We start from the raw sequence: 26,137 nt of genomic DNA on the forward strand, positions 1-26,137 counted from the left end.
ACCTAGCTTCCAGCGGCAGCCGTCTCGGCGGTCGCCGGCAGGCCGTTCGCGCCGACCCGTGCCGGTGCGCTGCGCAGCGCGTGCTGACGGCCGATCGCGTGATACTCGATACCGAGTTCGAGTAGCGCGTCCGGTTCATACAGATTGCGGCCGTCGAAAATCAGCGGCGTCTTCAGGATGTCCTTGAGCGAATCGAAGTCCGGGCTCTTGAAGACCTTCCATTCGGTGAGGATCACCAGCGCGTCGGCGCCCTCGGCCGCGTCCATTTCTTCCTTCACGAACGACAGGCGCGCATGCTGCTGCGGCACGTCCTTCAGATCGAGCGCGAACACGCGCTTCGATTCGTCGATCGCCACCGGGTCGTAGGCCTTCACGCGCGCGCCACGGCGCAGCAGTTCCGCGATCAGCGGACGGCTCGGCGCTTCGCGCATGTCGTCGGTATTCGGCTTGAATGCGAGACCCCATACGCCGAACGTGCGATCCGACAGGTCTTCACCCAGACGCGCCACGATCTTGTGCGCGAGGATCTTTTTCTGCGTATCGTTGACGGCTTCCACCGCTTCGAGAATGCGCAGGTTCGCCTTGTGGTCGGCCGCGGTGCGAATCAGCGCCTGCACGTCCTTCGGAAAGCACGAGCCGCCGTAGCCGCAACCGGCGTACAGAAAGTCGTAGCCGATACGCGGATCGGAGCCGATGCCGCGGCGCACCGCTTCGATGTCCGCGCCGACGCGGTCGGCGAGATTGGCGAGCTCGTTCATGTACGAAATGCGCGTGGCGAGCATCGCGTTGGCCGCGTACTTGGTGAATTCGGCCGAGCGCACGTCCATGTACAGCGTGCGTTCGCGGTTGCGGTTGAACGGCGCGTACAGGCGCTTCATCAATTCGCGCGCCTTCTCGCCCGGCACGTCTTCATCGCAGCCGAGCACGATGCGGTCAGGCCGCGTGAAGTCTTCGACGGCCGCGCCCTCTTTCAGGAACTCCGGGTTCGACACCACCGAGAACATATGCTGCGCGTTGCGCGCGGCCAGTTCCCCGGCGATCACGTCGCGCACGCGCGATGCCGTGCCGACCGGCACCGTCGATTTGTCGACGATCACCTTGAAGCCCGTCATATGGCGGCCGATGTTGCGCGCGGCGGCCAGCACGTATTGCAGGTCGGCGGAACCGTCTTCGTCGGACGGCGTGCCCACGGCGATGAACTGGATATCGCCGTGCGCGACCGCGGCTTCGATGTCGGTCGAGAACTTCAGGCGGCCTGCACGGCGATTGCGCGCGATGATCTCCTGCAGACCCGGTTCATGGATCGGCACGCCGCCGTTGTTGAGCACGTCGATCTTGCGCTGATCGACGTCGAGACAGAACACGTCGTGGCCAATGTCGGCCAGACATGCGCCCGTCACGAGGCCTACGTAGCCACTACCGATGATCGTCAGGTTCATGTATTACCTCGGATTGTGAGTTGATTCGGGAGAGCGGGCACGCGCTGCGTTGCGTCCCCGCTGCTCGATATGCGCTCAATAAGCGTTACTGCCCACAAAGCCCTTCCACAGCGTCAGCACGACGATCTTGATGTCGAGCCAGAAGGTCCAGTGCTGCATGTAGTACAGATCGAGCTTGACGCGGCCCATCATCTTTTCGATGCGGTCGGTTTCGCCGCGATAGCCGTTGATCTGCGCCCATCCGGTGATGCCCGGTTTGATCCGGTAACGGTGCATGTAGCCCTTCACCAGATCCTTGTAGATGTCGTCGTGTTCGAGTGCATGCGGACGCGGGCCGACCACCGACATCTCGCCGCGCAGCACGTTGATGAATTGCGGCAATTCGTCGAGGCTGGTGCGCCGCAGGAACGCGCCGACCGCGGTGATGCGCGGGTCGCGACGCGTGGCCTGAGTGATCTTGCCGGACTCTTCCTTGTGGACTTTCATCGAGCGGAACTTGTAGATCTCGAACTGGTTGCCGTCGATGCCCTTCCTCTTCTGGCGAAAGAACACCGGGCCGGGCGAGCTCAGCTTCACCATCACCGCGATCGCCAGCATCACCGGCGCCAGCGCGGTCAACGCGGCGAGCGCGAACAGGCGGTCGAAGACGCGCTTGGGCAGCACGCGCAGATCGGTGATCGGCGAGGCGGCCAGGTTGATCGCGGGCACGCCGAGCAGATCGACCATCGGCTGATTGAAGAGCGTCAGGCTGCGCACATCCGGAATGAAACGGATGTTCACGAAGTCGTTGCGCAAATCCATCACGAAGCGGTGAATCGCCTTTTCCTTCGAGATCGGCAGCGCCAGCCACAGTTCGCGAATCGCCCGCTGACGCACCAGCTGGATCATCCGGGCGTAGTCGCGCTCGACCGGCACGCCTTCGATCGCGTCCGAGGCGTCCGGGTCCTCGTAGGGATTGATCGTGCCGTCTTCATCGAACACGACGACCGGGCTGAAGCCCGCTTCCGGACGGCTGCGCATCTGCTCGATCAGAAAGCGGCCGTACGGCGCGCCACCGACGATCGCCACCGCGCGCTGATTGAAACCCTCGCGGCGCAGTCCCTTCAGGATCGAATAGACGATCACCTTGTTGACGATCAGGAGCACGATGGCGGCCACCGCCCAGTAGACGAGCCACAAGCGCGACAGCAGGTCCGAGCGATGCAGGCTGAAGCTGATCAGAATGCCGGTCACTTCCACCATCAGCCAGCCGCCGGCCACGCGGCACAGCAGGTCGTAGAGCGGCTTGCCGCGCCACGACTGATAGATGCCGAGCGCGGGGAAAAACACCACCACCAGCAGACAGTCGAATGCGAGCGAAATGCTTTGCATGTCGTCCAGCCACACAAATTTCCCGCTGTGCACGGCCGTCGCGATCCAGGCGCCAAAGGCGACCATCGCAATGTCGATGATTCTCGATAGAACGCTCAGCATGCGCTGCACCTCAGTTCGTCAGTCAAGTGCCATCCGTCAGTTGGTTGAACTCCGGTACCCGGTTATGCACATCACCCATCAGCCCGGCGGACTGGACGCACAACGCCGATATTCGCGCCGTGCAACTGAATGCGCGACGCGAAACTCATTGGCCTGTGCTATTGCCCAGCCGTTGTCCGCTCTAAAAAAACCAAAGTTGCCAATCAGGTGGCCGAGCCGGAAAACGCGTGTCGGAGTGAGTGAATACCCTTGTACAGGTATAGATAAAGCGGTATTAAAATTCGAACTGCAAGTCAGCAAAAAATCTCAAATTGTATCGGTCAAAGTTTCGATATTTTTTCGGAATTTGTTCGGCAATTGTTACCGGTTTTTGCGTTTTTAGAGATGGTTTGAGCGCCTTGCAGGGAGCCGCGCTCGCCGTTCTTTCCTGTTTGCCTACGAAGCTTACGCGCCCCCTTCGCCGCTATTCTGCGGCATCCGCTCGCGTAAAAAAATTGGCCGTGATTTTTTTCGTGTATTTTTTCTTTTTTTAAAAATTAAACAGACATTTTTGCGTCACGGAAAGATGAATTTTATTAGGTGATTTATATAGTTTCTATTTAACGCGCTTTTATTGATTCTTTACTTCGTGATAAAACTCGACGCATTCACCCAGCCTCGAGGAGTCCATCATGACAGCTCCGGTCACGGCGCCCCCCGCCGACACCCGGTCCACCCAAGCTATGTCCCTGAACGTCAAGCTCAAGGTCCATCCCGTGATTCTCGCGGGCGGCTCCGGCACGCGCCTGTGGCCGATGTCGCGCGAGCAATACCCGAAACAGCTGATTGGTTTGCTGGGCGAAGATTCGCTGCTGCAATCCACGACGCGCCGTCTCGATGGGCTCGAAGCCGGTCATCTTCTATCCGAGCAACTCGTCGTGGTGGCCAACGAAGAGCATCGCTTCACGACCGCAGAGCAGTTGCGCACGAGCGGCAAGCCGAGCCGGCTGATTCTCGAACCCGCCGGCCGCGACACCGCGCCGGCGCTCACGGTGGCCGCGCTGTCGATCGCCGCGCAGGACGAGGACGGCATCATGGTCGTGATGCCCGCCGATCATGCGGTAACCGACATCGACGGTTTTCATGCGGCGGTGGCCGCCGGCGTGCAGCATGCAGCGGCCGGTCATATCGTGACGATGGGCATCGTGCCGACGCGCGCGGAAACCGGTTACGGCTATATCCGTATCGGCGCGGCGCTCGCTACACAGCCTGGCATGCCTGACGAAACGTCCGGGAACACCGCCGGCAGGCCCGGCGCTCACCGGCTCGACCGCTTCGTCGAGAAGCCGCATCTGGAACTGGCGCAGCGCTACATCGAATCGCTGGAATACTGGTGGAACAGCGGCATTTTCATCATGCGCGCGTCGACCTGGCTAAAGGCTATCCGCCACTTCCAGCCGGCGATTTTCGAGGCCTGCGAAGCCGCGTTCGCGGGCGGCAAAGCGGACGGCGACTTCTTCCGTCTGCAACGCGACGCGTTTAGCGCCTCGCCGTCGAATTCGATCGACTACGCGGTGATGGAACAGCTGGGCAACGATCAGACCGCTGCCTCCGGCGTGGTCGTGCCGCTGCAGGCGGGCTGGTCGGATGTGGGTTCGTGGGACGCGATCTGGGATATCTCGGACAAAGACGCCGATCAGAACGTCGGCCGTGGCCGCGTGATGTTCGAGGGTTCGAGCTCGACCTTCGCGCATTCGGAAGGACGCCTGATTGCCTGCGTGGGCACCCAGGATCTGGTAGTGGTCGAAACGGCGGACGCGATTCTGGTGGCCGACAAATCACGCGTGCAGGACGTCAAGAAGATCGTCGGTCGGATTCGCAACGATGGCGGCCTGGAAGCGGCCAACCATCGCAAGGTGCACCGGCCGTGGGGCAACTACGACTCCGTCGACACCGGCGAGCGCTTCCAGGTCAAACGCATCGTCGTGAAACCGGGTGCGCGGCTCTCGCTGCAAATGCATCATCACCGCGCGGAACATTGGATCGTCGTGCGCGGCACTGCACTCGTCACGCGGGGTGAAGAGCGCTTTATCGTCTCCGAAAACGAGTCTGCTTATATTCCGCTGGGCGTCACCCACCGTCTCGAGAACCCGGGCAAGATGCCGCTCGAAATGATCGAGGTGCAGTCCGGTTCGTATCTCGGCGAAGACGACATCGTGCGCTTCGACGACACTTATGGACGTCAATGACAACCGTCAATGAAGGCCGTCTATAAAGCCACACCGGTAATTCACAATGGATGAAGCGGGATCCTGCGGCGGTTGCTCCTACCGGCCGCGGGGTGCTGCTGTTGTGCTAGCCGTCGCGCTCATCCCGCGTGGGAGATGAGTTCTGTCAACGCTGGAAAACGATCTGATGCGCTGCTTTCTGTAGCGGGCGTAGCTGGCGCAGCGGGTTCGCTGGGATAGCGGCGTAACGGACCGCGGAAACCACCGATAGGACCATGTAAAGGCCCGCCGTGATTCACCGTGACCGGCTCCGGCACGTGGCGCATTGCCGGCAACGTACGTGTTGGTTGCGGAGGTGCCGCTTGCGGAGGTGCCGCTTGCGGAGGTGCCGGTAGCGGAGGTGCCGCTTGCGGAGGTGCCGGTAGCGGAGGTGCCGCTTGCGGACGCGCAACCGGTGCAGCGGCATTGACGGCCGGCACAGTGCCCGCAGCCGCCAGCGTGCGGCATTCACGGTCGATCCACTGCCGCGCCCAGTCGAGCGCGTATTGCTCAGCTGCCTGCGCATCCGCAAAGCGCGGACCGACCAGACCGGAACGCTCGACGCGTTTGCCGTCCTTCATGATCTCCGCCCATGCGCGATACATGGCGTTGGGCACCCGCTCCGCCACCACATAGATCAGATAGCCGCGCCGGTCGGCGACCTGCGTGCCGCGTGGCGCGAGGCTCATCGACAGCGAACTGCGCTGATCTTCGAACGGATACGGGCGGCCCCCGGCTGTAACGGCAGAGGTCAAATCGCCCATTGCCACTTCCACCGCGTCCGCTTCAGCCATGCTGGACAGCCCGGCAGGCACCGCCGGGACGGACGGCGCCGCTGGCGCATACCCCACGCCGGCCAACTGGCGCGTGATGTCGGCGATCGGGTCGGCCGAACGCCAGTTGCTCAGGCTACTCGACATGCTGCCGGGCGCCTGCCACGACTCGGGGCTCTTCCAGGACACGCCGCGCAGGTTGTCGTCGCGCGCGCTGAGGGGTTCTGCTACCGGTGCTGCAGGTTTGGCCGCGACGGGCGGCGCCGGTTGCGGGACGTACGCGAAGGTGCGCCCGGTTTGGGATAAGAGCCGAACCATCTCGAGAAGCGTGCCGTTCAATTGCCATTCTTCAAAACGGCGCCGGCAGGTGGGACCCGACGGATAGCGGCCCGGCAGCTTCGACCAGGGTTCGCCAGTTGTCAGAATCCACAGGACGGCATTCGCCACGATGCGCGGTTCGGCGCGCGGCCTGCCGCGTCGATTTAGACGGACGGCCGGCTCATCGGAGACAAGCGCTGCCAGCAGCGCCCATTCTTCATTGCTTAGCTCATCGAAAAACATGGAGTTCTCCACGCAGCCTGGCCGGGCCGCGGCTTTGGACTGCCACGGATTCAACTTTCACGATCCGTGTACAGCCCGCGGTTGCACAAATTTGTTTTGTACGTTCTGTCTGTCGGTCACCGCCGCACTGGCTTAGTGCGGTTTATCCCTATTGCGAAGCACAAAACGTGGTCTCACTCGTGCATGGGAGAATTTGTGCACGAAGCATACCATCACCAGGGTTTGCGTGAATATCATCGAGACAAGTGTTACGGATAGAAACAATCTTGTCCTTTTTGCTGCGTCATTTCTCGAATTGCCGTAACAGAAAGGCGGTTGGTTCCGGCGGCGAAATAGGTTATCGGGCGGCGAAACGGCAAAAAATTAGCCGCAAATAGGCTTTACGAAATTGGAGAAATGCGGGGTGACTCATTTGAGGCACCTGCAACGATTTCCGGCGGACGATGCAGTTCACGCGGGCAGCGCGCCGACGATGCTGCCACCCGACCGGCGTGATGCGATGGGACGAGCGAACGGCAGCGCTCATGGGTGCGTTCGCATCAGGGTTCAGGTTGCGCGAAAGATGCTCGCGGCATGGCTTCTAGCGCACCGGTTGCGACGCGTGCGTACCCACTACGGTCGTCCATGGCCGCACGCGCCAGCGCGTCACGAGCCCCGCAAGCACATACGGATCGGCCTCGGCAAAGGCTTTGGCGGCAGCGGGCGAGTCGCCTTCGAAGAGCAGCACGGCGGTGTCGACCGGTTCAGTCAGCGCGCCGGCAAGTTGCAATTCGCCGCGTTCGACCGCCGCCCATGCATGCTTGAGATGTTCATCGCGATACGCGCCGCGACGTTCGAGGTAGTCGGATACGAGGTCGTACATCAACAGGTAGTGCATGGCGAAGCCTCCTTGGCGTGCGTGACAGACGGGACGGCAGCCCCTTCCACACACAGAATTCGGGTCAATATTACGCCGGGATCGACGGCGGGATTTTCTGCGTATTTCTTATTCAATTGTTCGCACGCACAATGCGGATTGCATTGCTAAATCTTTCCGCATTCATCGTGAATGACAGCGGTGTGGTCCGTTTGAATTCGCCCGGTCAATTAATCTGGAATGCATAGCATGATTTGACACTGCTGCGATCCATCCGTTCGCGCGCCGTGGGCGGCCCGGCCCACGGGGCACAGAAGGCCTTATAGGGAAAACCAGCGTCACGGCTTGTCAACCGGAATGCGCTTTTGTCCGTTCTGGCAGACAGCAATTGCAATAACGTGCATGCCGATGGGCGCTGAATGCCATTGACGCCCATGCGCACGACAATCAAAAACGTTCATCACCGAAGGGAGTGTCACATGAAGATCCGATCCGCCATCGCTACGCTGGTGTTGGGCGCGGTCCTCGTTTCGCCGGCGTTCGCACAGAACAGCCAGCAAACGAAAATGGCCGACTGTAACAAGCAGGCCGGCGACAAGAAGGGCGACGACCGCAAGGCCTTCATGAAGACCTGCCTGTCGGCAAAGCCGGCCGCTGCCGCCGCGCCGATGAGCCAGCAGGACAAGATGAAGGCGTGCAACACGCAAGCCACCGGCAAGAAAGGCGACGACCGCAAAGCGTTCATGAAGTCGTGCCTGTCGTCCGCGCCGGCTAATTAAGCGCAAGGCGCTTCGCCACTTCTCGCTTGAACAGGGCCGCGCTTTTTTGGGCGCGGCCCCTGCCTTTCTCCCCCATCCTTCTTCCTGTCCCGCCCCCGCGCAGTCCATCCGCACGAACGCACCGTTTTTCTTCTATGATGGCTGCGGAGACGGCCCACCCCCCACACAACATTAGACGGGCCGCCATCTTGTCGTTGATGCCGCAGAGCATCGATCGGAGGCAAGGATGGTATCGAAGCGTAAAAACCGCTGGTTGAGGCGGTGGCTGGTCGTCATCATATTCTGGGCAGTGCCGGTAGCGATCGTCGCGGTCAGCGAGATCAGGGAGGAAATGGCGTATAACACCGTCGACCTCGACCGCGCGCTGACCAGCTGGAATTTCACCGATGCACAACGCGCCACCGGCGCGCCCGCGCGCTGCCACGGCAAGCCCGACGAAGCGCAGGCAGCGGGATGCCCGGCCGACGTGCTGGCCGCCAATGCGCCGCGCCAGCAGGACGCCCGCAACGAGTACAGCGTGCGCCGCGCCACCCTCTTCGCTTACCTCTGGCACGCCTTCGTCGGCTACTGGATCGTGCCAGCCATCACGCTGTTCCTGATCGGCGCCGTGATTGGCGTCATCCGCCGGGCATTGCGGCGGCCACCGGTGAAAAGTCCGGCGAACAATGGCTGACAGGCTGGCTGAAAAAGCAAGCCTGTTGCGGCATCCGGGCAACACTTTCAATTCAGCTTCAGCGCAAATCGTACCGCGCAAAAATCGGTAAAAACGGGCGTTTCGCGGGGCCGGAGCGTCCGTCTCGTTGTGCGGATTCATAGCGGTCAGGTTTCTGCCTCGCCCCACGCGAACGCGCTGTCCAGGCGGATTTAAACGCTCGCTTACGGTCGGTCAAATTTACAGCACAGAGCCTTGCAATTCGGCGCAAAGCCCCGCCACATAAGGCTTTTGGCGACACCCTCATGCATACCCTTTACGCTTGCCTGTGATATAACAGAAAGGCAACCCGGCAACACGTACGGGGGTTGCGCCCAGGAACCATGATGGAGAAAAACGATGCAAAGACGAAACTTCATGCTGAAGACCACCGCTGCGCTCGCTCTCGGAGGCCTTGCACTCACCGGTTGCACGACGAGCGGGAGTAGCCATGACACATCCTCCACTGACGTATCCAAACGCAAGTCGATCGATGCCAGCGTCGACGGCACCATGTCCCGGCTGTTCACCACGGTGACGGGTTCGCGCGAACTCGTGTCGAAAGCGCGCGGCGTGCTGGTGTTCCCGTCGGTGCTGCAAGCAGGCTTCATCGTCGGCGGCCAGTATGGCGAAGGCGCGCTGCGCGTGGGCGGCGGCACGGTCGGCTACTACAGCACGGTTTCCGGTTCGCTCGGTCTGCAGGCCGGTGCGCAGTCGAAGGCCATCGTCTTCCTGTTCATGACGCAGGACTCGCTCGACAAATTCCGCAATTCGGACGGCTGGGCGGTAGGCGGCGACGCATCCGTCGCGCTGGTGAAGATGGGCGCGAACGGCGCGATCGACTCGACCACGGCGACAGCGCCGGTCGAAGTGTTCGTGCTGACCAATGCCGGCCTGATGGCCGATGTGTCGCTCCAGGGCACCAAGGTATCGCGCCTGAAGATTTAAGCGCGCTGCCGGTCCGCGGCGTCTGGGGTCTGTGTTCCATCCGCTGGTTTCGCACGCAGCGGTGGCCGGGGTTGGGCGCAGTCCGCGTTTCATCAGGCAGACACGGGGTTGCGTGCCTGATGCGCACAACGGCAATAAAAAACGGCGATGCGTGCTGCACCGCCGTTCTTTTTTACGCTACCGCCGCCTCGACTCAATACAATTCGACGCGACTCAACGCAAGAACGCAAGTCAGCTCCCCGACGTATCGATCACCTTGAAGCGCGAGCGTTTTTGCGCGCGAATCACCGATTGATACGCGTCCACGTACTGCTGCGCCATCCGGTGCGACGTAAAGCGTTCCTCGAAGCGTTGCCGAACGCCCGTCCGCGGCACCTTATGCAGCCGATTCACCGCCGCCACCGCGCCGATCTCGTCCTCGACGATGAAGCCCGTCACGCCGTCGTCCAGCACTTCGGGCACCGAGCCGCGATTGAACGCGATCACCGGCGTGCCGCACGCCATCGCCTCGATCATCACCAGACCGAACGGCTCCGGCCAGTCGATCGGGAATAGCAGCGCATGCGCGCCGGACAGGAATTCCGCCTTCTGGTTATCCGCGATTTCGCCGATGTACTCGACGTACGGCAGGTCCAGCAAAGGCCGGATGTCGCGTTCGAAGTACTCATGGTCGGCGGCATCGACTTTCGCGGCAATGCGAATCTGCATCCCGCAGCGGCCGGCAATCCGGATCGCCGTGTCGACACGCTTTTCCGGCGAGATCCGGCCGAGAAACGCGAGGTATTTCTGCTCGACCGGTTGCGGCGTGTAGAGGTGCTCCGGCAAGCCGTGATAGACGGTGGTAAGCCACCTGGCCTGCGGCAACGGATGACGCTGCGCGTTAGAAATCGAGATCACCGGCGCGGTGTTGAAGGTGTCGAACACCGGTTGCTGCTCGGGCAAATCGAGGCGGCCGTGCATCGTCGTGACGAACGGCGTGTCCTGGCGCTTGAAGACCGAAAACGAGTAGTAATCGAGGTGGAAATGCAGCACGTCGAAATCTTCGGCCTGACGGCGCACCAATTCCATCAACAGCATATGGGGCGCGATGCGGTCGCGAATGCCCGGGTCCAGACGCAGCGCGCGCGGCCACACCGGTTCGAGCTTCGCGCTGGTGACGGAGTCGCCGCTCGCGAACAGCGTCACGTCATGGCCGAGATCGACCAGCGCCTCGGTGATGTACGATACGACGCGCTCCGTGCCGCCGTATAGCTTCGGCGGCACCGATTCGGTCAAGGGGGCGATCTGCGCAATCTTCATTTTTTGTCTCCGTGAACTGGCGGCTTTAGCCGCCTTTCGGCCTGCAGCGGTGCGCATGACGGGCACCTTGGCGACGCTGGGTATGGCTGCGCCGGTACCGCGATCGACGCAACGGACGCCGCGCGTCCACCTGCACCTTCCGCATCGGAACATTATTCACCAGGATGGAACGAAAAGCCCTTGGCCTTTCAATTCCTCGGCGCTGTTACATTCACTTACATCCGGCGCCGCGCCTTTTATGCGCGTCATGCCCGTTATCGTGCCGGCCACTTCCACGCCGGCAGGTCGCGATCGTCCGCATCCGCGATACGCGTGGCGCCGAAGTGTTTTTCGAGCACGATCGACTGACTCCCGTCCTCCCGTTCGAGCGCCGCGATCAACCGCGCCGCATGCGATACCACCAGCACCTGGGAATGCGCACTAGCCCGCGCGATCAGGCGCGCGAGCGCCGGCAGCAGATCCGGATGCAGACTCGTCTCCGGTTCATTGAGCACCAGCAGCGCGGGCGGACGCGGCGTCAACAGCGCCGCGACCAGCAGCAGATACCGCAAGGTGCCGTCCGACAGCTCGGCGCCCTTCAGCGGCCGCAGCAGGCCGTGCTGCTGCATCGTCACTTCGAAGCGGCCGTCCTGGGTGGCGATGTCGAGACGCGAACCCGGGAAAGCGTCGTCGATGGCCGCATCCAGCGCGGCCGGATCGCCGATCTCGCGAATGGTTTGCAAGGCGGCCGCGAGGTCCGCGCCGTCATTGGACAGCACCGGGGTGTGCGTGCCGATCTGCGGCAAGCGCACCGCTGCTTCGGCATCCGTGCGGAAATGGTCGTAGAAACGCCACGAGCGGATCTGCTCGCGCACCGTGATCATCTCCGGCGCGGTACGCGGGTCGGAGAACTCCGTCATCATGCTGTCGAAGCTCGCGACGGGCTGCGCAATGGTCAGCCAGTCGCGTTCGTCATCGCGCGTATGAATCGCCGGACCGCGCCGGTCGACCAGCAGCGCCGACGGCCGCAACACGGGACCGCTCCAGATGCACTCGCGCTTGATCGTGGGATCGAGCGGGAACCGCGTGGCCCCATCGAGTGGCGGCAAGCCCAGATCGATCGCATAGCCGAATTCATCGCCGGAAAAACCGAGCCGCAAACTCACCGGTTCCTTGCGGCGCGTGCCTTCCACCGCGAATTCGCCAGTCAGCATCGCGCGCGAAAAACGTTCGGGCCCGGCCCATAAAGTCGATTGCAGGCCACCCTCGCGCGCCAGCGACGTAATCACGCCGCCGCGCGCGGTCTCAGCCAGCAGCCGCAGCGCGCGATACACGCTCGATTTGCCGCTGCCGTTCGCGCCCGTAATCACATTCAGGCGGCCGAGCGGCACGATCAACTCGCGCAGCGACCGGTATCCCGCGATAGCTAAAGTGGTCAACATGCCGCCGCCCATGGGTCAAGCGCGCGCCGCGGCACGCCCGGTAACGCAACCTCGTTCATACGCACCATCAGTGATGCCCGCCTCCCTTACCCGGTTGTTGCACCGGCACGCCGCGCAGATCGTTCAGGAACGTATCGCGCCACACGCCGAGATCGTTCTTGCGCAGCGCCGCCATATTGATCTCGTGACGCCGCTGGCGCGCATCGAGCGGCATCTGCAAGGCGCGCTGCAAGGCCTCGCACATGCCGATCGCGTCATGCGGATTGACCAGCAGCGCGCCGCTCAGCTCCGCCGCCGCGCCGGCGAAAATCGATAGCACCAGCACGCCCGGATCGTCCGGATTCTGCGCGGCGACATACTCTTTGGCGACCAGGTTCATCCCGTCGTGCAACGGCGTGACAAAGCCGATCTGCGACTCGCGAAACAGCGACATCAGCTTCCAGCGGTCGTACTGCTGATTCAGATAGCGGATCGGCGTGTAGTCGAGGCCCGAGTAACGGCCGTTGATGCGCCCCGCTTCGTATTCCAGATCCTGACGGATCTTCTGATAGGTGGCGACGTCCGACCGGGTCGGCGGCGCGATCTGCACCAGCGTGACGTTGCCGCGCCATTCGGGCGAGCGTTCCAGCAGCTGCTCGAATGCACGAAACCGTTCGACCAGTCCCTTCGAATAATCGAGCCGGTCGACGCTCATGATCAGCTTGCGCCCCTCCAGACTCTGTTTCAGGTCAAGCACGTGCTGACGGCTTTCATAGCGTTTCGCCTGTTCGGCAATTTCGTCCGGAAACACGCCAATCCGATAGACGCCGGTGCGCAGCTTGCGGCCGAATGCCTCGACGTGACCGTCCCCGCTCAGGGTGCCGCGCGCATGGCGCGTCACGTAGTCATGAAAGGCGAGTTGATCGGTCGACGTCTGGAAGCCCAGCAGGTCGTAGCACGACAGCGACTTCACCAGCTCTTCGTGCGGCGGAATGTTGAGCAGAATCTGCGGCGCGGGAAACGGAATGTGCAGGAAGAAACCGATCCGGTTCGTGATGCCTTCAGCGCGCAGCGCTTCGGCGAACGGGATCAGATGGTAGTCGTGGACCCAGATCACATCGTCGGGTTCGAGCAGCTTGATCAGCTTGTGCGCGAGCCACGCGTTCACGCGGCGGTAGCCCGCATACTCGTCGCGCTCGTAGCGCGCGAGATCGTTGCGGTAGTGGAACACCGGCCACAGCGTCGCGTTCGAAAAGCCGCGATAGTACTGGTCGTAGTCCTTGCGCGTGAGGCCGACGGTCGCAAACGTCACCGCGCCGTCCTGCTCCAGATTCGGACCGGCATTGGCGACGGTTTCGCTCACCACGTCGCCGCTCCAGCCGAACCACACGCCCCCCGCGTCCTTCAGCGCGCCGAACACGCCGACCGCAAGGCCGCCCGCCGATCCTTTGGTTTCCGTCGGCGTTGCAACACGATTCGACACGACGATCAGTCGGCCCATGCTGGTTGTCCTCCCTGGTTCGCGCGGCGCGGCAGGTGCGCTTCGAGGCTTTCGGGTGCTTCGTTTCAGGCGCTTCAGCCACCACAACACGTTGGGTGACGTAAAGCCGGCCAGGCAAGCGAAGCCGCGCCAGATTCGTGGATTGGATGGACTATTCGACCACCTGGGTGCCCGATCGGTTGCACTCATTTGGCACACGCGTTGGCACATCGCCCGAGACATGCGGTGGCACACGCGCCGACAGCGCAGTGGCACCCCGGCAAGCAGCCGCACGCGAGCGTCTCCAGCTATGCCTTTTCCTTGGGCTGGTACTGCGGACCCCTCGTCTGCGAATGGCCGGCGCGGCTTGCTACCGGATCGGCTTCCGTGTGCGCCACGGTACTGCCGGCGGGCGTCTGCATGCCGCGCGGCACCCAGCCGAGCGGCTCGCCTTTGCCGGTTTCCATCTCGGCCGATACGTCGGCACGCGCCCTCGGCAAGTACTGCGGATAGTGCTTCTGAATGAAGTCGAGCAGCCCCTCGCGGACCCGGCAGCGCAAGTCCCAGTTCAGGCCGGAATCGAGCGAACTGACCAGCGCGCGCAGTTGCATCGAGCGTTCCGTGCCGTCGGTGACTTGCAGCACCTGCACGCGGCGATCCCACTCGAGTGCGCCCTCGACGATGCGTGCCAGCTCCTCGCGCAGCGGCGCGAGCGGCATCCGGTAATCGACGTACAGAAACACCGTGCCGATGATCTGCGAACTGCTGCGCGTCCAGTTCGAGAACGGGTTCTCGATGAACCATTGCAGCGGCACGATCAGCCGCCGCTGATCCCACAAACGCACCGACACATACGTGCCGGTGATTTCCTCGATACGCCCCCACTCGCCCTGGATCACCACGACGTCGTCGAGCCGGATCGGTTGCGAGAGCGCGATCTGCAAGCCCGCGATCAGATTGCCGAGCACCGGCCGCGCCGCAATCCCGGCGACCAGGCCGGCGACACCCGCGGACGCCAGCAAACTGGCGCCGATCTGCCGCACGCTCGGAAACGTCATCAGCGCGCCGCCCACGCCGACGATCATGATCACCAGCATCACCGAGCGCGCCAGCACCCGCGCTTGCGTATGGATGCGGCGCGCCTGCAGGTTGTCGGCGGTATCGAGCGGATGGGCCTGGATGATCGCCTCGCCGATCGCCGCCGCCGAGCGCACCGACAGCCACGTGAGCGCGCCGATCAGCGCCATCGCGGCGGCGTCGCGCAGCGGCGTGATGAACATGAGCGTGTCTGGCGCCTCCCACCAGACGGCTTCCAGCACGAGGATCACGAGGACGAACAGCGACGGTTTGTCGATGTAGCGCAGCACGACGCTGGTGAGCGGATACGGCCGTGCGAGCCGCGTGACGATGCGCGCGCCGATTCGATGGACGCCGACGGCCAGCAGCACCGCGATCGCCGAGACGAACAAGGCGCCGGGCCACGTATGCAGCGGCGCTTCCGCGATACGGCTCAATTCGTCGAAAGTGGGCATGAAGGGCGTTTTCCTGGGCATCGAGCCGGCTTGAAACAATACCGATCCAGCCGGCCGAACCGCCAGACGTGCCCGCTGCGAGCACGCAAGCGTCAGCCGTGATTCAAAGCAAAATCAATTGCCGCTCTTGCAAGGAAACGCCTTGCCGAGCCCTAACGAGATCGCCGTACTGGCGTTATAGCCCGCGACGATCGGGTTTTCCGCGATGTATTTGCGCACCGCGTCGGTCAACTGCGCCGTGCGTGCGTCTTGCGGCAAGCAGAAGTACTGGCCGACGCGCGGCCCGGTGGTGCCGCCGATCGCGTCGATCGTGTTGAAGATGCCGTCCGCGGCGCCTTCGATATACGCGGCACACGCACTGCGCGACGCCACATCTGTCTTCGTGCACAGCTTGTTGAGGTCGCCTCCCGTAAACGCTGCTGCCGATAGCGGTACGGCAAGCGCGCTGGCGAAAATCAAAGCCCGCAGCATGGTGTTCCTTCCAGGGTCGTTTATCAGGCGGTCTCGTGCCGCATCGAAACGGCGCGCCATGGGGCGCGCCAAAGCCGTTATTCTGCACTGTTTTGCGAAGCGGCAGGCGTGCCGGCAGCCGGATCGCCGGATCGCCGGATCGCCGGACCGCCGGACCGCACTATCTTCAGGCAAACTTGCGCGGTCCGGTGATCCGGCGGCCAGTGCTCCGGTTTTTCCGCGCGCTTTATTTCTTCTGCATTTGCTGCAGGCGCGCGGTCAGCCCTTCGACCACGTCCGGTTCCTTATAGGTCTTCGCGAAATCGAGCGCGGTCAGGCCGATCTGGTTCTTCACAGTCAGGTCCGCGCCGTTGTCGAGCAACAGCTTGACGGTCGACACATGGCCGCCGCGTGCGGCCATCATCAGCGGCGTGGTGCCGTTCGGCGAACCGGCGTCGATATAGGCCGAATGGCCGAGCAGCAGCTTGACGATGTCGTCGTGGCCGTTCGCGGCCGCATAGTGCAGCGGCGCCCAGCCTTTCTTGTTGACCTCGGCGTCTTTCGCGATCAGCAGCTTGACGAAGTCGATGTCGCCGTTGAGCGCCGCCATCATCATCGCGTTTTCGCCGGCCTTGTCGAGGATCTCGATGTCGGTCTTCGGATTGGCGATCAGCGCGGCGCCGACCTTGTCCGACTTCTCACGCGCGGCCAGCACCAGCAGCGGGATGCCCTGGTTGTCGACGCTGTTCGGGTCCATGCCCTTGGCAAGCAGCTTGTTGACGCCGTCGACGTCGTCGAACTTGACCGACTTGATCAGCGAGTCGATCGGCGCCGCCTGAGCCGGCGAGGCGATCACCGAACCCAGCGCGGCGCAAGCCAGCGCGGCGGCGAGCACGGCGCGGGACACGCCGCGGCGCGCCGGACCGTAGGCGTTTTGCGCCGCCGAAGTCTGTTCAAACGCTGCAATCGAAGTCGTATTAGTTCTCATATTTTGCTTTAGGAAACTTCCCTATCCTATTGATATCTTTAAATTTTATAAATCACACGCCGGCCGGCGCGGGGATCTTGAAGAGCCGAAAGAAGTTTCGCGTGGTCGCGGCGGCCAGCGCCGTATCCGGCATCTCGCGTTGTTGCGCGATGAACCGTCCGACATAACTGACGTACGCAGGTTCATTGGGCTTGCCGCGATACGGCACCGGCGCGAGGTACGGCGAGTCGGTTTCGATCAGGAGCCGCTCGAGCGGCACGCGGCGCGCGACGTCCTGCACGTCGGTCGCGCTCCTGAACGTAACGATGCCCGACAGCGAAATGTAAAAATTCTGCGCCAGCGCCTGTTCGGCGACCGCCCATGGCTCCGTGAAGCAATGCATCACACCGCCCGGCTCGCTCGCGCGCTCCTCGGCCATGATGCGCAGCGTGTCTTCCGCCGAGGCCCGCGTGTGGATGATCAGCGGCTTTTGCGTGGCGTGCGCCGCGCGGATATGGGTGCGAAAGCGCTCGCGCTGCCATTCCATCCCGGCGATCGTGCGGCCTTCCAGACGGTAGTAGTCAAGCCCCGTCTCGCCGATCGCGACCACCTTCGGGTGCCCGGCGAGTTCGATCAGTTCGGCGAGGCTCGGCTCGCGCATATCCTCGTGATCCGGATGCACGCCGACCGACGCATACACGTTCTCGTACTGACTGGCGATCTCCAGCACGGACGGCAGCGTTTCGAGATCCACCGACACGCACAGCGCATGCGTGACCGAATGGCTGCGCATGTTCTCCAGCACCTGCGGCAGGCGCTCGGCGAGTCCTTCGAAGTTGATATGACAGTGCGAGTCGACAAACATGGTGATGTCCTGCTGATAAATAGATCGGGGTGAATCAGGCGGCGGCCGTGCCGAGCCGCTTGCCGAGAATCACCAGATCGCGCTCCATGCCGTCCAGCACCGCGACGCGCGGGAGCAGCCCCCACGTGTCGAAACCGAAGCCGCGGAACAGGCGCAGGCTCGCTTCATTGTGGCCGAAGATAAAGCCGAGCACCGTATCGATGCCGAGCGCCGGCGCCGCCGCGAGCGAGGCTGCCAGCAACTGCTTGCCCAAGCCCTTGCCGCGTGCGCGTTCGTCGAGATAGATGCTGACTTCGGCGCTGCGCTGATAGGCCGGGCGGCCGTAGAAGTCCGAAAAGCTCAGCCAGGCGATCACGCTGCCGTTTTGCGGGTCTTCCACCACCCACAGCGGGCGCTTTTGCGGACCGTGCGCGTGAAACCAGGCCACCCGGCTTTCGACGCTGACCGGTTCCAGGTCGGCGGTGACTTGCCGCGACGGCACGGTCGAGTTGTAGATGGCGACGATCGCGGGCAGATCGTTGAGCGTGGCATCGCGGTAAGAAAGACTCATGGCGCTATGTGAACTTGAGATGGAAGGTGAAACCCGGACCGGCCAGGCGGCGCGGCGCGCCACCAGGGCCGGGCGGCAAAAATCAACAGGCTGACGCGAACAGCTCGCGATAGCCGATAAACAGTTCCTCGAACACCAGCCGCGCGTTCAGCGGATGGTTCTCCACGGCGCGCTGGCGCGTCACGGTCCGCATGAAACGCGCGAACGCGCTGGCGTCGGCTTGCGACGCGCAGCGCGTCAACGCCGCCGATGCCTGCGGAAAATAGCGCGGCGCGCCGGCCGTGCGCTGTGCCAGCAAGTCGTACATCCAGCGTTGCAGCCAGCCGAGCACCAGCGGCACCGGCAGCTTCTGCAGCGTCTCGCCGCAGGCGAAGGCATCGCAATCCGGGCCGGCGGCCAGTTGCTTCAGGGTCCAGTCGCGCAGCGCGCGGTTCTCGTCACTTGCAAGCGCGAGCGCGGTGAGCGGCGCGCCGCCGGCTTCGGCCAGCAACGCGGGGGCTTCGGCCACGCCCTGCGCGGCCAGCCACCGGGTCGCCACGTCCTGGGCGGGCGTGGTCATCGGCCATTGGCGGCAGCGGCTGATGATGGTCGGCAGCAAGCGGTCGATGCGCGCCGACACCATCAGGAACACGACGCCCGCCGGCGGTTCTTCCAGCGTTTTCAGGAGCGCATTGGCCGCCGCGACGTTCAGCCCTTCGGCCGGATACAGCACGACCACGCGCGCGCCGCCGCGATGCGAGCCGACCCCGACGAAATCGAGCAAGCCACGGATCTGCTCGATCTTGATTTCCTTGCTGGGCGCGCGGGTTTTCTTGCCTTCGTCGGCGTCGGCCTTGTCGGCTTTTTCGTCGGCATTGCTTGCGAGGCCCGCTTCGGCAGCCAGCGCTTCGGGCACGACGATCCGATAGTCCGGATGATTGCCCTGCGTGAACCAGTTGCATGCCACACAGGCGCCGCACGGCTCGCCATTGGCCTGCTGCGCCTCGCATAAGAGACCCTGTGCCAGATGCTGGGCAAAGCGCAGCTTGCCGATGCCAGCCTGCCCATGCAGCAACAAGGCGTGCGGCCAGTGACCGCGCAACTGTTGCAGGCGATTCCAGTCATCGGCTTGCCACGGATAAATCATCGTTTCTCTTTTTAATTCAATCGGTTGACGGCGCTTGGTGAGATATTGCGCGAATCACGGTCGCCGTTATAATGAAGAACTATATTAATTAAAAATCAAAGACTTGCAATCAACTCTTCAAGCTGCTTCTGAATTCGCGCGATACTCTGCGAAGAGTCAATGATAGCGAACCGGTACGGCGCCTCTGCCGCGCGGCGCAGATATTCGGCGCGAGTACGGTTGAAGAACGCCACCGATTCGCTCTCGAAGCGATCCGGGTCGCGCGCCGCGCTGCGCCGTTCGTTGGCGATCTCGGGCGGCAGATCGAACAGCACCGTCAGATCCGGCTGAAAGCCGCCCTGCACCCACCGCTCCAGTGTTTCGAGCTTGTCGCGCGGCAGACCGCGGCCGCCGCCCTGATAGGCGAAGGTCGCGTCGGTGAACCGGTCGGACAGCACCCAGTCGCCGCGCGCCAGGGCCGGCTCGATCACATCGGCCAGATGCTGGCGGCGCAGCGCGAACATCAACAAGGCCTCGGTTTCGAGGTCCATCTTCTGATGCAGCACGATTTCGCGGATCTGCTCGCCGAGCGGCGTGCCGCCCGGTTCGCGCGTCATGACGACCGAGCGTCCGCTCGCCGCGACTTTCTGTTCGAGACGCTCGCGAAACCAGGCAAGATGGGTGGTCTTGCCGGCACCGTCGATGCCCTCAAACGTGATGAATTTGCCGCGCGCCATCATTGCCCTCGAATGTATTTGTCCACGGCCTTGTTGTGATCGCCGAGGGTGTCAGAAAAGATACTGCTGCCGTCGCCGCGCGATACGAAGTACAGCGCGGTGGTTTGCGCCGGGTTCAGCGCCGCTTGCAGCGACGCGACACCGGGCAGCGAGATGGGCGTAGGCGGCAGCCCCATCCGGGTGTAGGTATTGTAGGGAGTGTCGGTCTGCAGGTCCTTCTTCCTGATGCGGCCGGTGTAGCTCTCGCCCATCCCGTAGATCACGGTCGGATCGGTTTGCAGCGGCATGCCTACCCGCAGACGGTTCGCGAACACCGCCGCGACCAACGGCCGGTCCAACTGCTTGCCGGTTTCCTTTTCGATGATCGACGCCATCGTCAACGCATCGTACGGCGTCTTGTACGGCAGGTTGGCCGCGCGCGCGGCCCATGCTTCGTCCAGACGCAGGCGCATCAGGCGATAGGCGCGGCGGTACACGTCGAGATCGCTGGTGTTCTTGTCGAACAGATATGTGTCCGGAAAAAACAGCCCCTCGCCGTTACCGATCGACGCCTCCGGCGCGCCGATCGCGTTCATCAGATCGGCGTCGCTCATGCCGGCCGTGTCGTGCTTGAGGGCCGGATTGGCGTCCAGTTCGGCGCGCATGCGCTTGAAAGTCCAGCCTTCGATGATCGTCGCGACGTATTCGTTGACGTCGCCGCGGGCGATTTTTTGCAACACTTCATAGGGCGTCACGCCCGTCTTGAACTCGTAGTTGCCGGATTTCAGCTCGCTTTGCAGCCCGAGCAGCCGCGTCATCATGACGAACAGTTCCGGCTCGACCGGCACGCCGCCGCGGTTGAGTTGCGTCGTGACGCTGCGCAGGCTGCTATGCGGTTTGACGGTGACATCGAGTTGCGCGGGGGTCAAATCGAGCGGGCTGTTGGCCCAGTGATATCCGCCGGCGATGGCGGCGGCGGCCAGCCCAACGACGATTGAGCCGGCGACGAGACATTTCTTCAGGAGGGACACGACAAGGAACGATTGAGGTTTAAACAGCAAGCAATTGATTTATAACGCAAATGTCTCGCGCCGGTCAGCCTTGAGACAGTGCCAGTTTGTAGCCTTTCAGCCCTTTTCGCCTCGTATTGTATAGATGTGGGCGCAATTTGGTCACACCCGGGTCAGGCTAGATCAGGCCTTCAACCCTAGCCGGTAATTCCGCGCGACCACAACCGCCTCGAAGGCCGCGATCGCTGCGCACACGCCAAGCGCCAACCACGGCAGCGCATACCACCAGAGCAGCCACGTCAGCAGCGCCACGACCACCTCCCACGCCCCGAAATACCAGCACACGCGTGCGACGCCCGGATGCGGCCCGAGGATCACATTGACCTCGGACCACTGTGCCGGGTTGCGGGCGATCCGGAGCGTCTGGAGCCAGTCGAGCGACAGCGCGACCACCGCGGCGAACAAACACGGAAAGACGAATATAGCCATGATGGTCAGCCCCGGTTATCGGTCGGAATCATCGGGTTTGCCTGCATCTTTCCGCGGAAGTAGCTGGCAATGCCGAGCACCGGCGCCATCGTGCCCATGACGGCCGCCTCCGAGCCGAGCATGCCCGGAAGATAACTCAGCACCAGCGGCTCGACCTTGAAGAACATCACGCCGAGATAGGCGGCGCCGACCGTCAGGCCGGCCATCACGGCGAGAATCCCAAAACAGAACCCGACAAACGGCCGCCAGCTATACGTCGGCCAATGGTCCGCCTTCGCCTCGGCCTGCATGGTTTGGTTCACGGCCAGTGTGTCTGCGGTATCGGCAGCCAGTTCAGCTTTCGTGACGTCGGCGGCGATCTGCGCAATATGCTCCTGCTGATCGAGCACCGCCTTCTGGAACTGCATCGACAGGTTCGGATCGGCCTGAATCGCGGCGAGCGCAGCGTCGGGCGCAGACTGCCCGGTGACTGTTTGGGCAATGCCGACGACATGCTTCGCTACGTCTTCAGCTTTTGCGCCGCCGAGCCAGCCGGCGATCATAGGCGCGAACTGCGCGAGCGCCATTGCGATAGGGATCAGTGGCATATCAGGAAGCTCCTTTCATGAGGTTGTTGGCAATACGGCGCGCCCAGCCCTTGCCGAAATCCAGCCAGGTCTTTAGCGATGTGAAGTAGTTCAGGCGAAGCGCGTTCCAGCGCAGGACGAAGCGCAGCGGGTCGACGGCCTGCACCGCGGCAATCGTCGACGGGCCGATCAAACCGTCGACCTTCGCGCCGGCGGCGCCCTGCATCCAGATCACTGGGTGGCCGCCGTTGTAGTTCGCGTCGAAGATCTGGAACGCCACGCGCGCGTCGAGCTCGTCGAGCCGCAGTGGGTCCCAGTAGAGTTTTTTCGCGATCGCCTTCGCGGTGTCGCGCGGAAGGTCACGCATCGCACCGGCGTACCCATAAGCTCGGGCAACGCGTTGCGTGACTCCCCACATCGTTTCACCGCCCGGGTCGGCCGGCTTGTTCGAGTAGCCGCCCTCGTTGCCGATTAGGACATCGAACGCGTCATCAAAGCTGCTCATCGGCCGAACCCCTTTGTTTGAAAAAACGCGTACGCCAGCGCGGCAAGCCCAAGCGACGCGATGCCGCCGAGCGTCCACTTCCCAAGCGTTGCGAATTGTTTGTCGAGCCACTCGGTCAGCCCTTCTTTGAGCGCCTTCTTAACCTCTTCCTGCGACATACCTTCGACGGGCATTTGTATGGCTCCTTGTAGAAACGAAAAAACCGCCCGGAGGCGGTGTGTGATGTAACGATGGCGTAAAAAAGCCACCCGGAGGTGGCTGTGTGATGCGACGGGAGCAAGCACTGCCACGGGCAGCGCGCCGACGGAATCGACGGTTGTCAAGATAGTCAGTCGGAAGGATGTCCGATTAGATCAATGTTTTGTCATCAATCAGCGCAGCAAAAAAAACAAAATACGACCAGTTGGAAACACCGCATGAGTGTCCGGACAAGCGATCGTCCCTGACCTTCTGTCACTTTCCGCCATTTTTCCGATGGAGCGTCTTGACGCAAAAAAATGCCGGGGAAATAGACTCCGTGCAACGCCATCGAACTACAGCACAACAGGATACGCGGGGCAAATGAGAAAATTTCGAGGGCTGTACATATCTATCGCCGCGTGGGCTTTCGTCCTTAACACGTTCCTGATGCGGCCAGCAGCTCTTGGGCAGGAGTACGTTTGGGTGGCGATGGTGCTCAGCCCGCTCATCCTTGGAGGCTACCTCCTCTCTCGCATGCGCTCCGTACGTAGTATCAACAGCTCAGATCGACGGGACATACTGTTCATAATTAGCGCTCTGATTTTATACTGGCTATACGAGGCTCCTATCGGAATAATAGGCGACTCCGATCAAATATTGCTCGCAAAGGAGTTACTGTCGAGCATTATTGTTGTAATTTGCTATGGCGTATTTCTTATCGAAAGAGAAGCAAACATTAGGTTTTTTCGAGCCTTTTCAACCATACTAGCATTACTCGGCTTGTCCGCGGCAGTAACATTTGCGTTGGCACTATTCGTAGGCACTGACGCGCTATATTTGTTCCCTATAACAGTGAAAGGATACGGAGCCACCGACCCCGCTGCCGGTGAAGCCGTGACAGGTGCCGTTTATTTCCCAATGTCCATGTTATATGGAATCTATTCGACCGGGGATGTCGATCTGAACCGATACAGCAATTTTTTCCGCGAAGCCGGAATATACCAAGCTGTTTCTATTTTCTTTCTGGCGTACGAGAGGCTTACCCGCCGTTCGCGCTGGAGGACGGCGGGCCTTATCGCAGGCTCCATATTGTCTTATTCGACAATTGGGCTCTTACTCTTACCTCTCACTGGCGGCCTGGTATATATGACCAGGAGAAGGGTCGGCATCAAGACTTTTATCGTCGTCAGCATAGCCGGAATTGCTGCTGTTTTGTCTCTTATTTTCACGCCGGGCGTTGGCCTTACCGATAAATCAGATAGCCATAGCACATCCGTTTCAGATAGATCTGATGCAATTTGGCATGGAATCGCCGCGATCACAACAGATCCTGTCGGCGCCGGAGTCTATAATCTACACTCCATGCAAAACAGCGGTATTTGTCTATTGGCTGCCATTGCATCCATTGGAATTATTGGATTTGCAATTCAATGTGTAATCCTTTCAGGAATCCGGCCGGGGGGCAAGCTGATTAACCCCAAGGTAATTGTCTGTTTCCCGATCTTCATCACGGCATTGCTGTCTCAGCCCATCGCAGGCGCTGGAATGAGTTATATCCTTTCGATGGTCGCGGTACCGGCGGTGGCCATGGCTACGCGGCGCCGCTCTGCACCGACATCTGCATCCATAGGCTTAGTCCAGCCTAATTCCTGACAACGTTGCTGGACACGGCACTCTTCGTGGCGTTAATCGGCACGAGGCATGAAGCCACTGTGTTAGAGGATATATTTGAAGGCCCAACCGAGGTGATACATTCCGAGAATTTGGCAACGTAGTTATTTGCTATCGTTGCGTCCACCGTGCCGCGGTCGGGCAAAAGAATTCCCACCGTACCGCTGGCACTCCCAGCGCCTTCAATGTGGTTGCCGCTAACCACGACACGGGTTGCCGGGGCAATATCTTTACTTGCGCCTGGATGCACTAATACCTCGATCCCATTGTTAAGCCCCTCCACAGTCACACTATTTCCAATGACCGCGACGGATCCGCTCGCGTCTTCGATATGTAGAGTACCGTTCGAGCTGTTTGCATTGGACGTGACCGTGTTGCCAAAGACGGTGACCTTCGATGCGTGGGCAATGTTTAGTGGCAAGTCCAGCAAGTAGGCTTTCGGTTCGATAGTGTTGCCATCGATGACAACGTCCGAAACCATCAAATGGGGCGTGTTTATGCCGATCGTTGAATCAATAAGCGTGTTATTGAAGATGTGGATGTGCTGAGATGGCTTCCCAAGAGGGGCTGTCCTTACATTTCCATCGATCCCTTGCTGATTATTGAGCTGCACGCCATAGCTGCATCGCTCGAACTGATTTCCCTCCACATAAAGGCCTGTCAGGTCGGTGCCAGCAAACCATGCTCCATAAATGTTGGCCTTTCTCCCCGATCCATCAGCGGTTTCGCATACAACTCGGTTTCGGTAGAAGCGTTGGTTAGACGCGCCGCTCTCACCGTTATATATGCCCTGCATCGTCGAGGGACCGCTATTTGAAAGGTCAAACACGACTTCGGTGACAAAGGTGTCATTGCCACCCCAAGTGAAGGCGTTTGGGCTTGCAGCACTGTTCATGGCAAAGATGAGCGACGCGCCCTCACCGACGCTAGATACGCCACGGGCGTCGATTTGCCCAGTTACCTTGTACTTTCGACCACGTAAAAAGACAGCCGCGTGGGAAGCCCTGGCCGCCGCGTACATTCTGTTCAATGCGACCGCGTCGTCCGTTACCCCGTCGGCCTTGGCTCCATATTGGAGCGGGGTAACATCGCCCGGCGCTTGGGCTAAAGCAGTCGCATGAGAAAATTCGGCTGGCGTTGCAGCGTGAGCGCCAGAAATCAGGCAAGTCGCGAGGACTATAGAGGACTTTAAAGATTTCATTCTCACCATCGCACTCTTGTCATATTTTGCCACGTCGAGAATTGTCCGAATACCTTTGCCCCAGATCCGTCTAACCAAGCTTCGCATATATTCCTCTCGCCTTAATTGGATGGAGTGTACCGATTTTCTGAAGCATCGATCCGCCAACATGAAGGGTAAGCACTCGCGAAGATGGATCGGCTGTTCGCTCCTCAGTGTGTCCTTGATTTCATGTACTTGTTCAACGGTCATTTCAGGTCCGTAAACGAGAACACCGCCCAAGGCGGTTGTGTGGGGTTGGAGCAGATCCCACATCGTCCGAATCCTTCAATCTTTTGGCGGATGCGGGTGCGCCTGGTATGAAACGATTTAATCTTTGGGTGCTTTTGCGCTTTGTGCCCACGCG

The 26,137-nt window shown here is 61.5% G+C and carries 25 protein-coding genes; 5 read left to right on the forward strand and 20 right to left on the reverse strand.

From position 1 onward, the window contains the following. Positions 1 to 2: 2 nt before the first annotated feature. Positions 3 to 1,439, reverse strand: a complete 1,437-nt coding sequence (locus SB772_RS10470) for a UDP-glucose dehydrogenase family protein (protein ID WP_410833183.1) — start codon at positions 1,437 to 1,439, stop codon at positions 3 to 5. Between the two features lie 75 nt (positions 1,440 to 1,514). Next, on the reverse strand, positions 1,515 to 2,912 hold the full coding sequence (locus SB772_RS10475) for an undecaprenyl-phosphate glucose phosphotransferase (RefSeq protein WP_410833184.1): 1,398 nt from the start codon (positions 2,910 to 2,912) through the stop codon (positions 1,515 to 1,517). 671 nt (positions 2,913 to 3,583) lie between these two features. Here SB772_RS10475 and SB772_RS10480 point away from each other — a divergent pair. Further along, complete coding sequence (locus tag SB772_RS10480; protein ID WP_410833185.1) at positions 3,584 to 5,140, forward strand: mannose-1-phosphate guanylyltransferase/mannose-6-phosphate isomerase; 1,557 nt, start codon at positions 3,584 to 3,586, stop codon at positions 5,138 to 5,140. Between the two features lie 119 nt (positions 5,141 to 5,259). Here SB772_RS10480 and SB772_RS10485 read toward each other — a convergent pair whose 3' ends face one another. Together SB772_RS10485 and SB772_RS10490 are read right to left on the reverse strand one after the other, a co-directional pair. Continuing rightward, on the reverse strand, positions 5,260 to 6,492 hold the full coding sequence (locus SB772_RS10485) for a transposase (protein ID WP_410833186.1): 1,233 nt from the start codon (positions 6,490 to 6,492) through the stop codon (positions 5,260 to 5,262). A 580-nt stretch (positions 6,493 to 7,072) separates the two neighbouring features. Further along, complete coding sequence (locus SB772_RS10490; RefSeq protein ID WP_341312180.1) at positions 7,073 to 7,369, reverse strand: YciI-like protein; 297 nt, start codon at positions 7,367 to 7,369, stop codon at positions 7,073 to 7,075. A 458-nt stretch (positions 7,370 to 7,827) separates the two neighbouring features. Here SB772_RS10490 and SB772_RS10495 point away from each other — a divergent pair, with 458 nt between their 5' ends. The 3 genes from SB772_RS10495 to SB772_RS10505 all read left to right on the forward strand — a co-directional run bounded on the left by SB772_RS10495 (position 7,828) and on the right by SB772_RS10505 (position 9,766). Then, entirely contained in the window at positions 7,828 to 8,127 is a 300-nt protein-coding gene (locus SB772_RS10495; protein WP_410833187.1) for a PsiF family protein, read from the forward strand. A gap of 226 nt (positions 8,128 to 8,353) precedes the next feature. Beyond that, positions 8,354 to 8,800, forward strand: coding sequence for a hypothetical protein (locus SB772_RS10500; RefSeq protein ID WP_410833188.1), 447 nt, complete (start codon positions 8,354 to 8,356; stop codon positions 8,798 to 8,800). Positions 8,801 to 9,178: 378 nt separating this feature from the next. Then, positions 9,179 to 9,766 carry a YSC84-related protein gene (locus SB772_RS10505; RefSeq protein ID WP_410833189.1) on the forward strand — a complete coding sequence of 196 codons (588 nt, stop codon included), beginning with the start codon at positions 9,179 to 9,181 and terminating at the stop codon, positions 9,764 to 9,766. Positions 9,767 to 9,997: 231 nt separating this feature from the next. On the opposite strand, the gene SB772_RS10510 is transcribed toward SB772_RS10505, so the two are convergent. The 15 genes from SB772_RS10510 to SB772_RS10580 all read right to left on the reverse strand — a co-directional run bounded on the left by SB772_RS10510 (position 9,998) and on the right by SB772_RS10580 (position 23,023). Beyond that, complete coding sequence (locus tag SB772_RS10510; RefSeq protein WP_410833190.1) at positions 9,998 to 11,065, reverse strand: glycosyltransferase family 4 protein; 1,068 nt, start codon at positions 11,063 to 11,065, stop codon at positions 9,998 to 10,000. A 254-nt stretch (positions 11,066 to 11,319) separates the two neighbouring features. Next, entirely contained in the window at positions 11,320 to 12,486 is a 1,167-nt protein-coding gene (locus SB772_RS10515) for an AAA family ATPase (protein WP_410833191.1), read from the reverse strand. 67 nt (positions 12,487 to 12,553) lie between these two features. Next, the gene (gene otsA, locus SB772_RS10520) at positions 12,554 to 13,966 is read right to left on the reverse strand and encodes an alpha,alpha-trehalose-phosphate synthase (UDP-forming) (RefSeq protein ID WP_410833192.1); all 1,413 of its coding nucleotides are present in this window, start codon (positions 13,964 to 13,966) and stop codon (positions 12,554 to 12,556) included. Positions 13,967 to 14,253: 287 nt separating this feature from the next. Continuing rightward, entirely contained in the window at positions 14,254 to 15,477 is a 1,224-nt protein-coding gene (locus SB772_RS10525) for a mechanosensitive ion channel family protein (protein WP_410833193.1), read from the reverse strand. Positions 15,478 to 15,591: 114 nt separating this feature from the next. Then, positions 15,592 to 15,948 (reverse strand): Rap1a/Tai family immunity protein, encoded by a 357-nt coding sequence (locus SB772_RS10530; RefSeq protein ID WP_410833194.1) that lies wholly within the window; start codon positions 15,946 to 15,948, stop codon positions 15,592 to 15,594. 226 nt (positions 15,949 to 16,174) lie between these two features. After that, the gene (locus SB772_RS10535; RefSeq protein ID WP_410833195.1) at positions 16,175 to 16,915 is read right to left on the reverse strand and encodes an ankyrin repeat domain-containing protein; all 741 of its coding nucleotides are present in this window, start codon (positions 16,913 to 16,915) and stop codon (positions 16,175 to 16,177) included. 52 nt (positions 16,916 to 16,967) lie between these two features. Next, on the reverse strand, positions 16,968 to 17,759 hold the full coding sequence (locus SB772_RS10540; RefSeq protein ID WP_410833196.1) for a TatD family hydrolase: 792 nt from the start codon (positions 17,757 to 17,759) through the stop codon (positions 16,968 to 16,970). 34 nt (positions 17,760 to 17,793) lie between these two features. Beyond that, the gene (locus SB772_RS10545; RefSeq protein ID WP_410833197.1) at positions 17,794 to 18,309 is read right to left on the reverse strand and encodes a GNAT family N-acetyltransferase; all 516 of its coding nucleotides are present in this window, start codon (positions 18,307 to 18,309) and stop codon (positions 17,794 to 17,796) included. Positions 18,310 to 18,391: 82 nt separating this feature from the next. Next, positions 18,392 to 19,435: a DNA polymerase III subunit delta' gene (locus tag SB772_RS10550; protein ID WP_410833198.1), complete on the reverse strand. Its 1,044-nt coding sequence runs from the start codon at positions 19,433 to 19,435 to the stop codon at positions 18,392 to 18,394. Between the two features lie 95 nt (positions 19,436 to 19,530). Further along, positions 19,531 to 20,151: a dTMP kinase gene (gene tmk / locus SB772_RS10555; RefSeq protein ID WP_410833379.1), complete on the reverse strand. Its 621-nt coding sequence runs from the start codon at positions 20,149 to 20,151 to the stop codon at positions 19,531 to 19,533. Next, positions 20,151 to 21,161, reverse strand: a complete 1,011-nt coding sequence (gene mltG, locus SB772_RS10560; protein ID WP_410833199.1) for an endolytic transglycosylase MltG — start codon at positions 21,159 to 21,161, stop codon at positions 20,151 to 20,153. The genes tmk and mltG overlap by 1 nt, the downstream gene beginning before the upstream one ends. Positions 21,162 to 21,323: 162 nt before the next feature. Further along, complete coding sequence (locus SB772_RS10565) at positions 21,324 to 21,629, reverse strand: hypothetical protein (RefSeq protein WP_410833200.1); 306 nt, start codon at positions 21,627 to 21,629, stop codon at positions 21,324 to 21,326. Between the two features lie 5 nt (positions 21,630 to 21,634). Next, a complete protein-coding gene (locus tag SB772_RS10570) occupies positions 21,635 to 22,216 on the reverse strand; it encodes a hypothetical protein (protein ID WP_410833201.1) in 582 nt (193 codons plus the stop codon). A 1-nt stretch (position 22,217) separates the two neighbouring features. Next, entirely contained in the window at positions 22,218 to 22,700 is a 483-nt protein-coding gene (locus tag SB772_RS10575) for a glycoside hydrolase family 108 protein (protein ID WP_410833202.1), read from the reverse strand. Beyond that, positions 22,697 to 23,023 carry a hypothetical protein gene (locus SB772_RS10580; protein ID WP_410833203.1) on the reverse strand — a complete coding sequence of 109 codons (327 nt, stop codon included), beginning with the start codon at positions 23,021 to 23,023 and terminating at the stop codon, positions 22,697 to 22,699. Before SB772_RS10580 ends, SB772_RS10575 begins: the two co-directional genes overlap by 4 nt. Before the next feature lie 238 nt (positions 23,024 to 23,261). Here SB772_RS10580 and SB772_RS10585 point away from each other — a divergent pair, with 238 nt between their 5' ends. Continuing rightward, positions 23,262 to 24,533: a hypothetical protein gene (locus tag SB772_RS10585; protein WP_410833204.1), complete on the forward strand. Its 1,272-nt coding sequence runs from the start codon at positions 23,262 to 23,264 to the stop codon at positions 24,531 to 24,533. Here the strand turns inward: SB772_RS10585 and SB772_RS10590 are convergent. Then, positions 24,523 to 26,046 (reverse strand): hypothetical protein, encoded by a 1,524-nt coding sequence (locus tag SB772_RS10590; protein ID WP_410833205.1) that lies wholly within the window; start codon positions 26,044 to 26,046, stop codon positions 24,523 to 24,525. The genes SB772_RS10585 and SB772_RS10590 overlap by 11 nt on opposite strands. Between the last annotated feature and the right edge of the window lie 91 nt (positions 26,047 to 26,137).

The organism is Paraburkholderia sp. SIMBA_030 (genome assembly GCF_046535245.1).
In the GTDB taxonomy this organism is placed as follows: Bacteria; Pseudomonadota; Gammaproteobacteria; order Burkholderiales; family Burkholderiaceae; genus Paraburkholderia.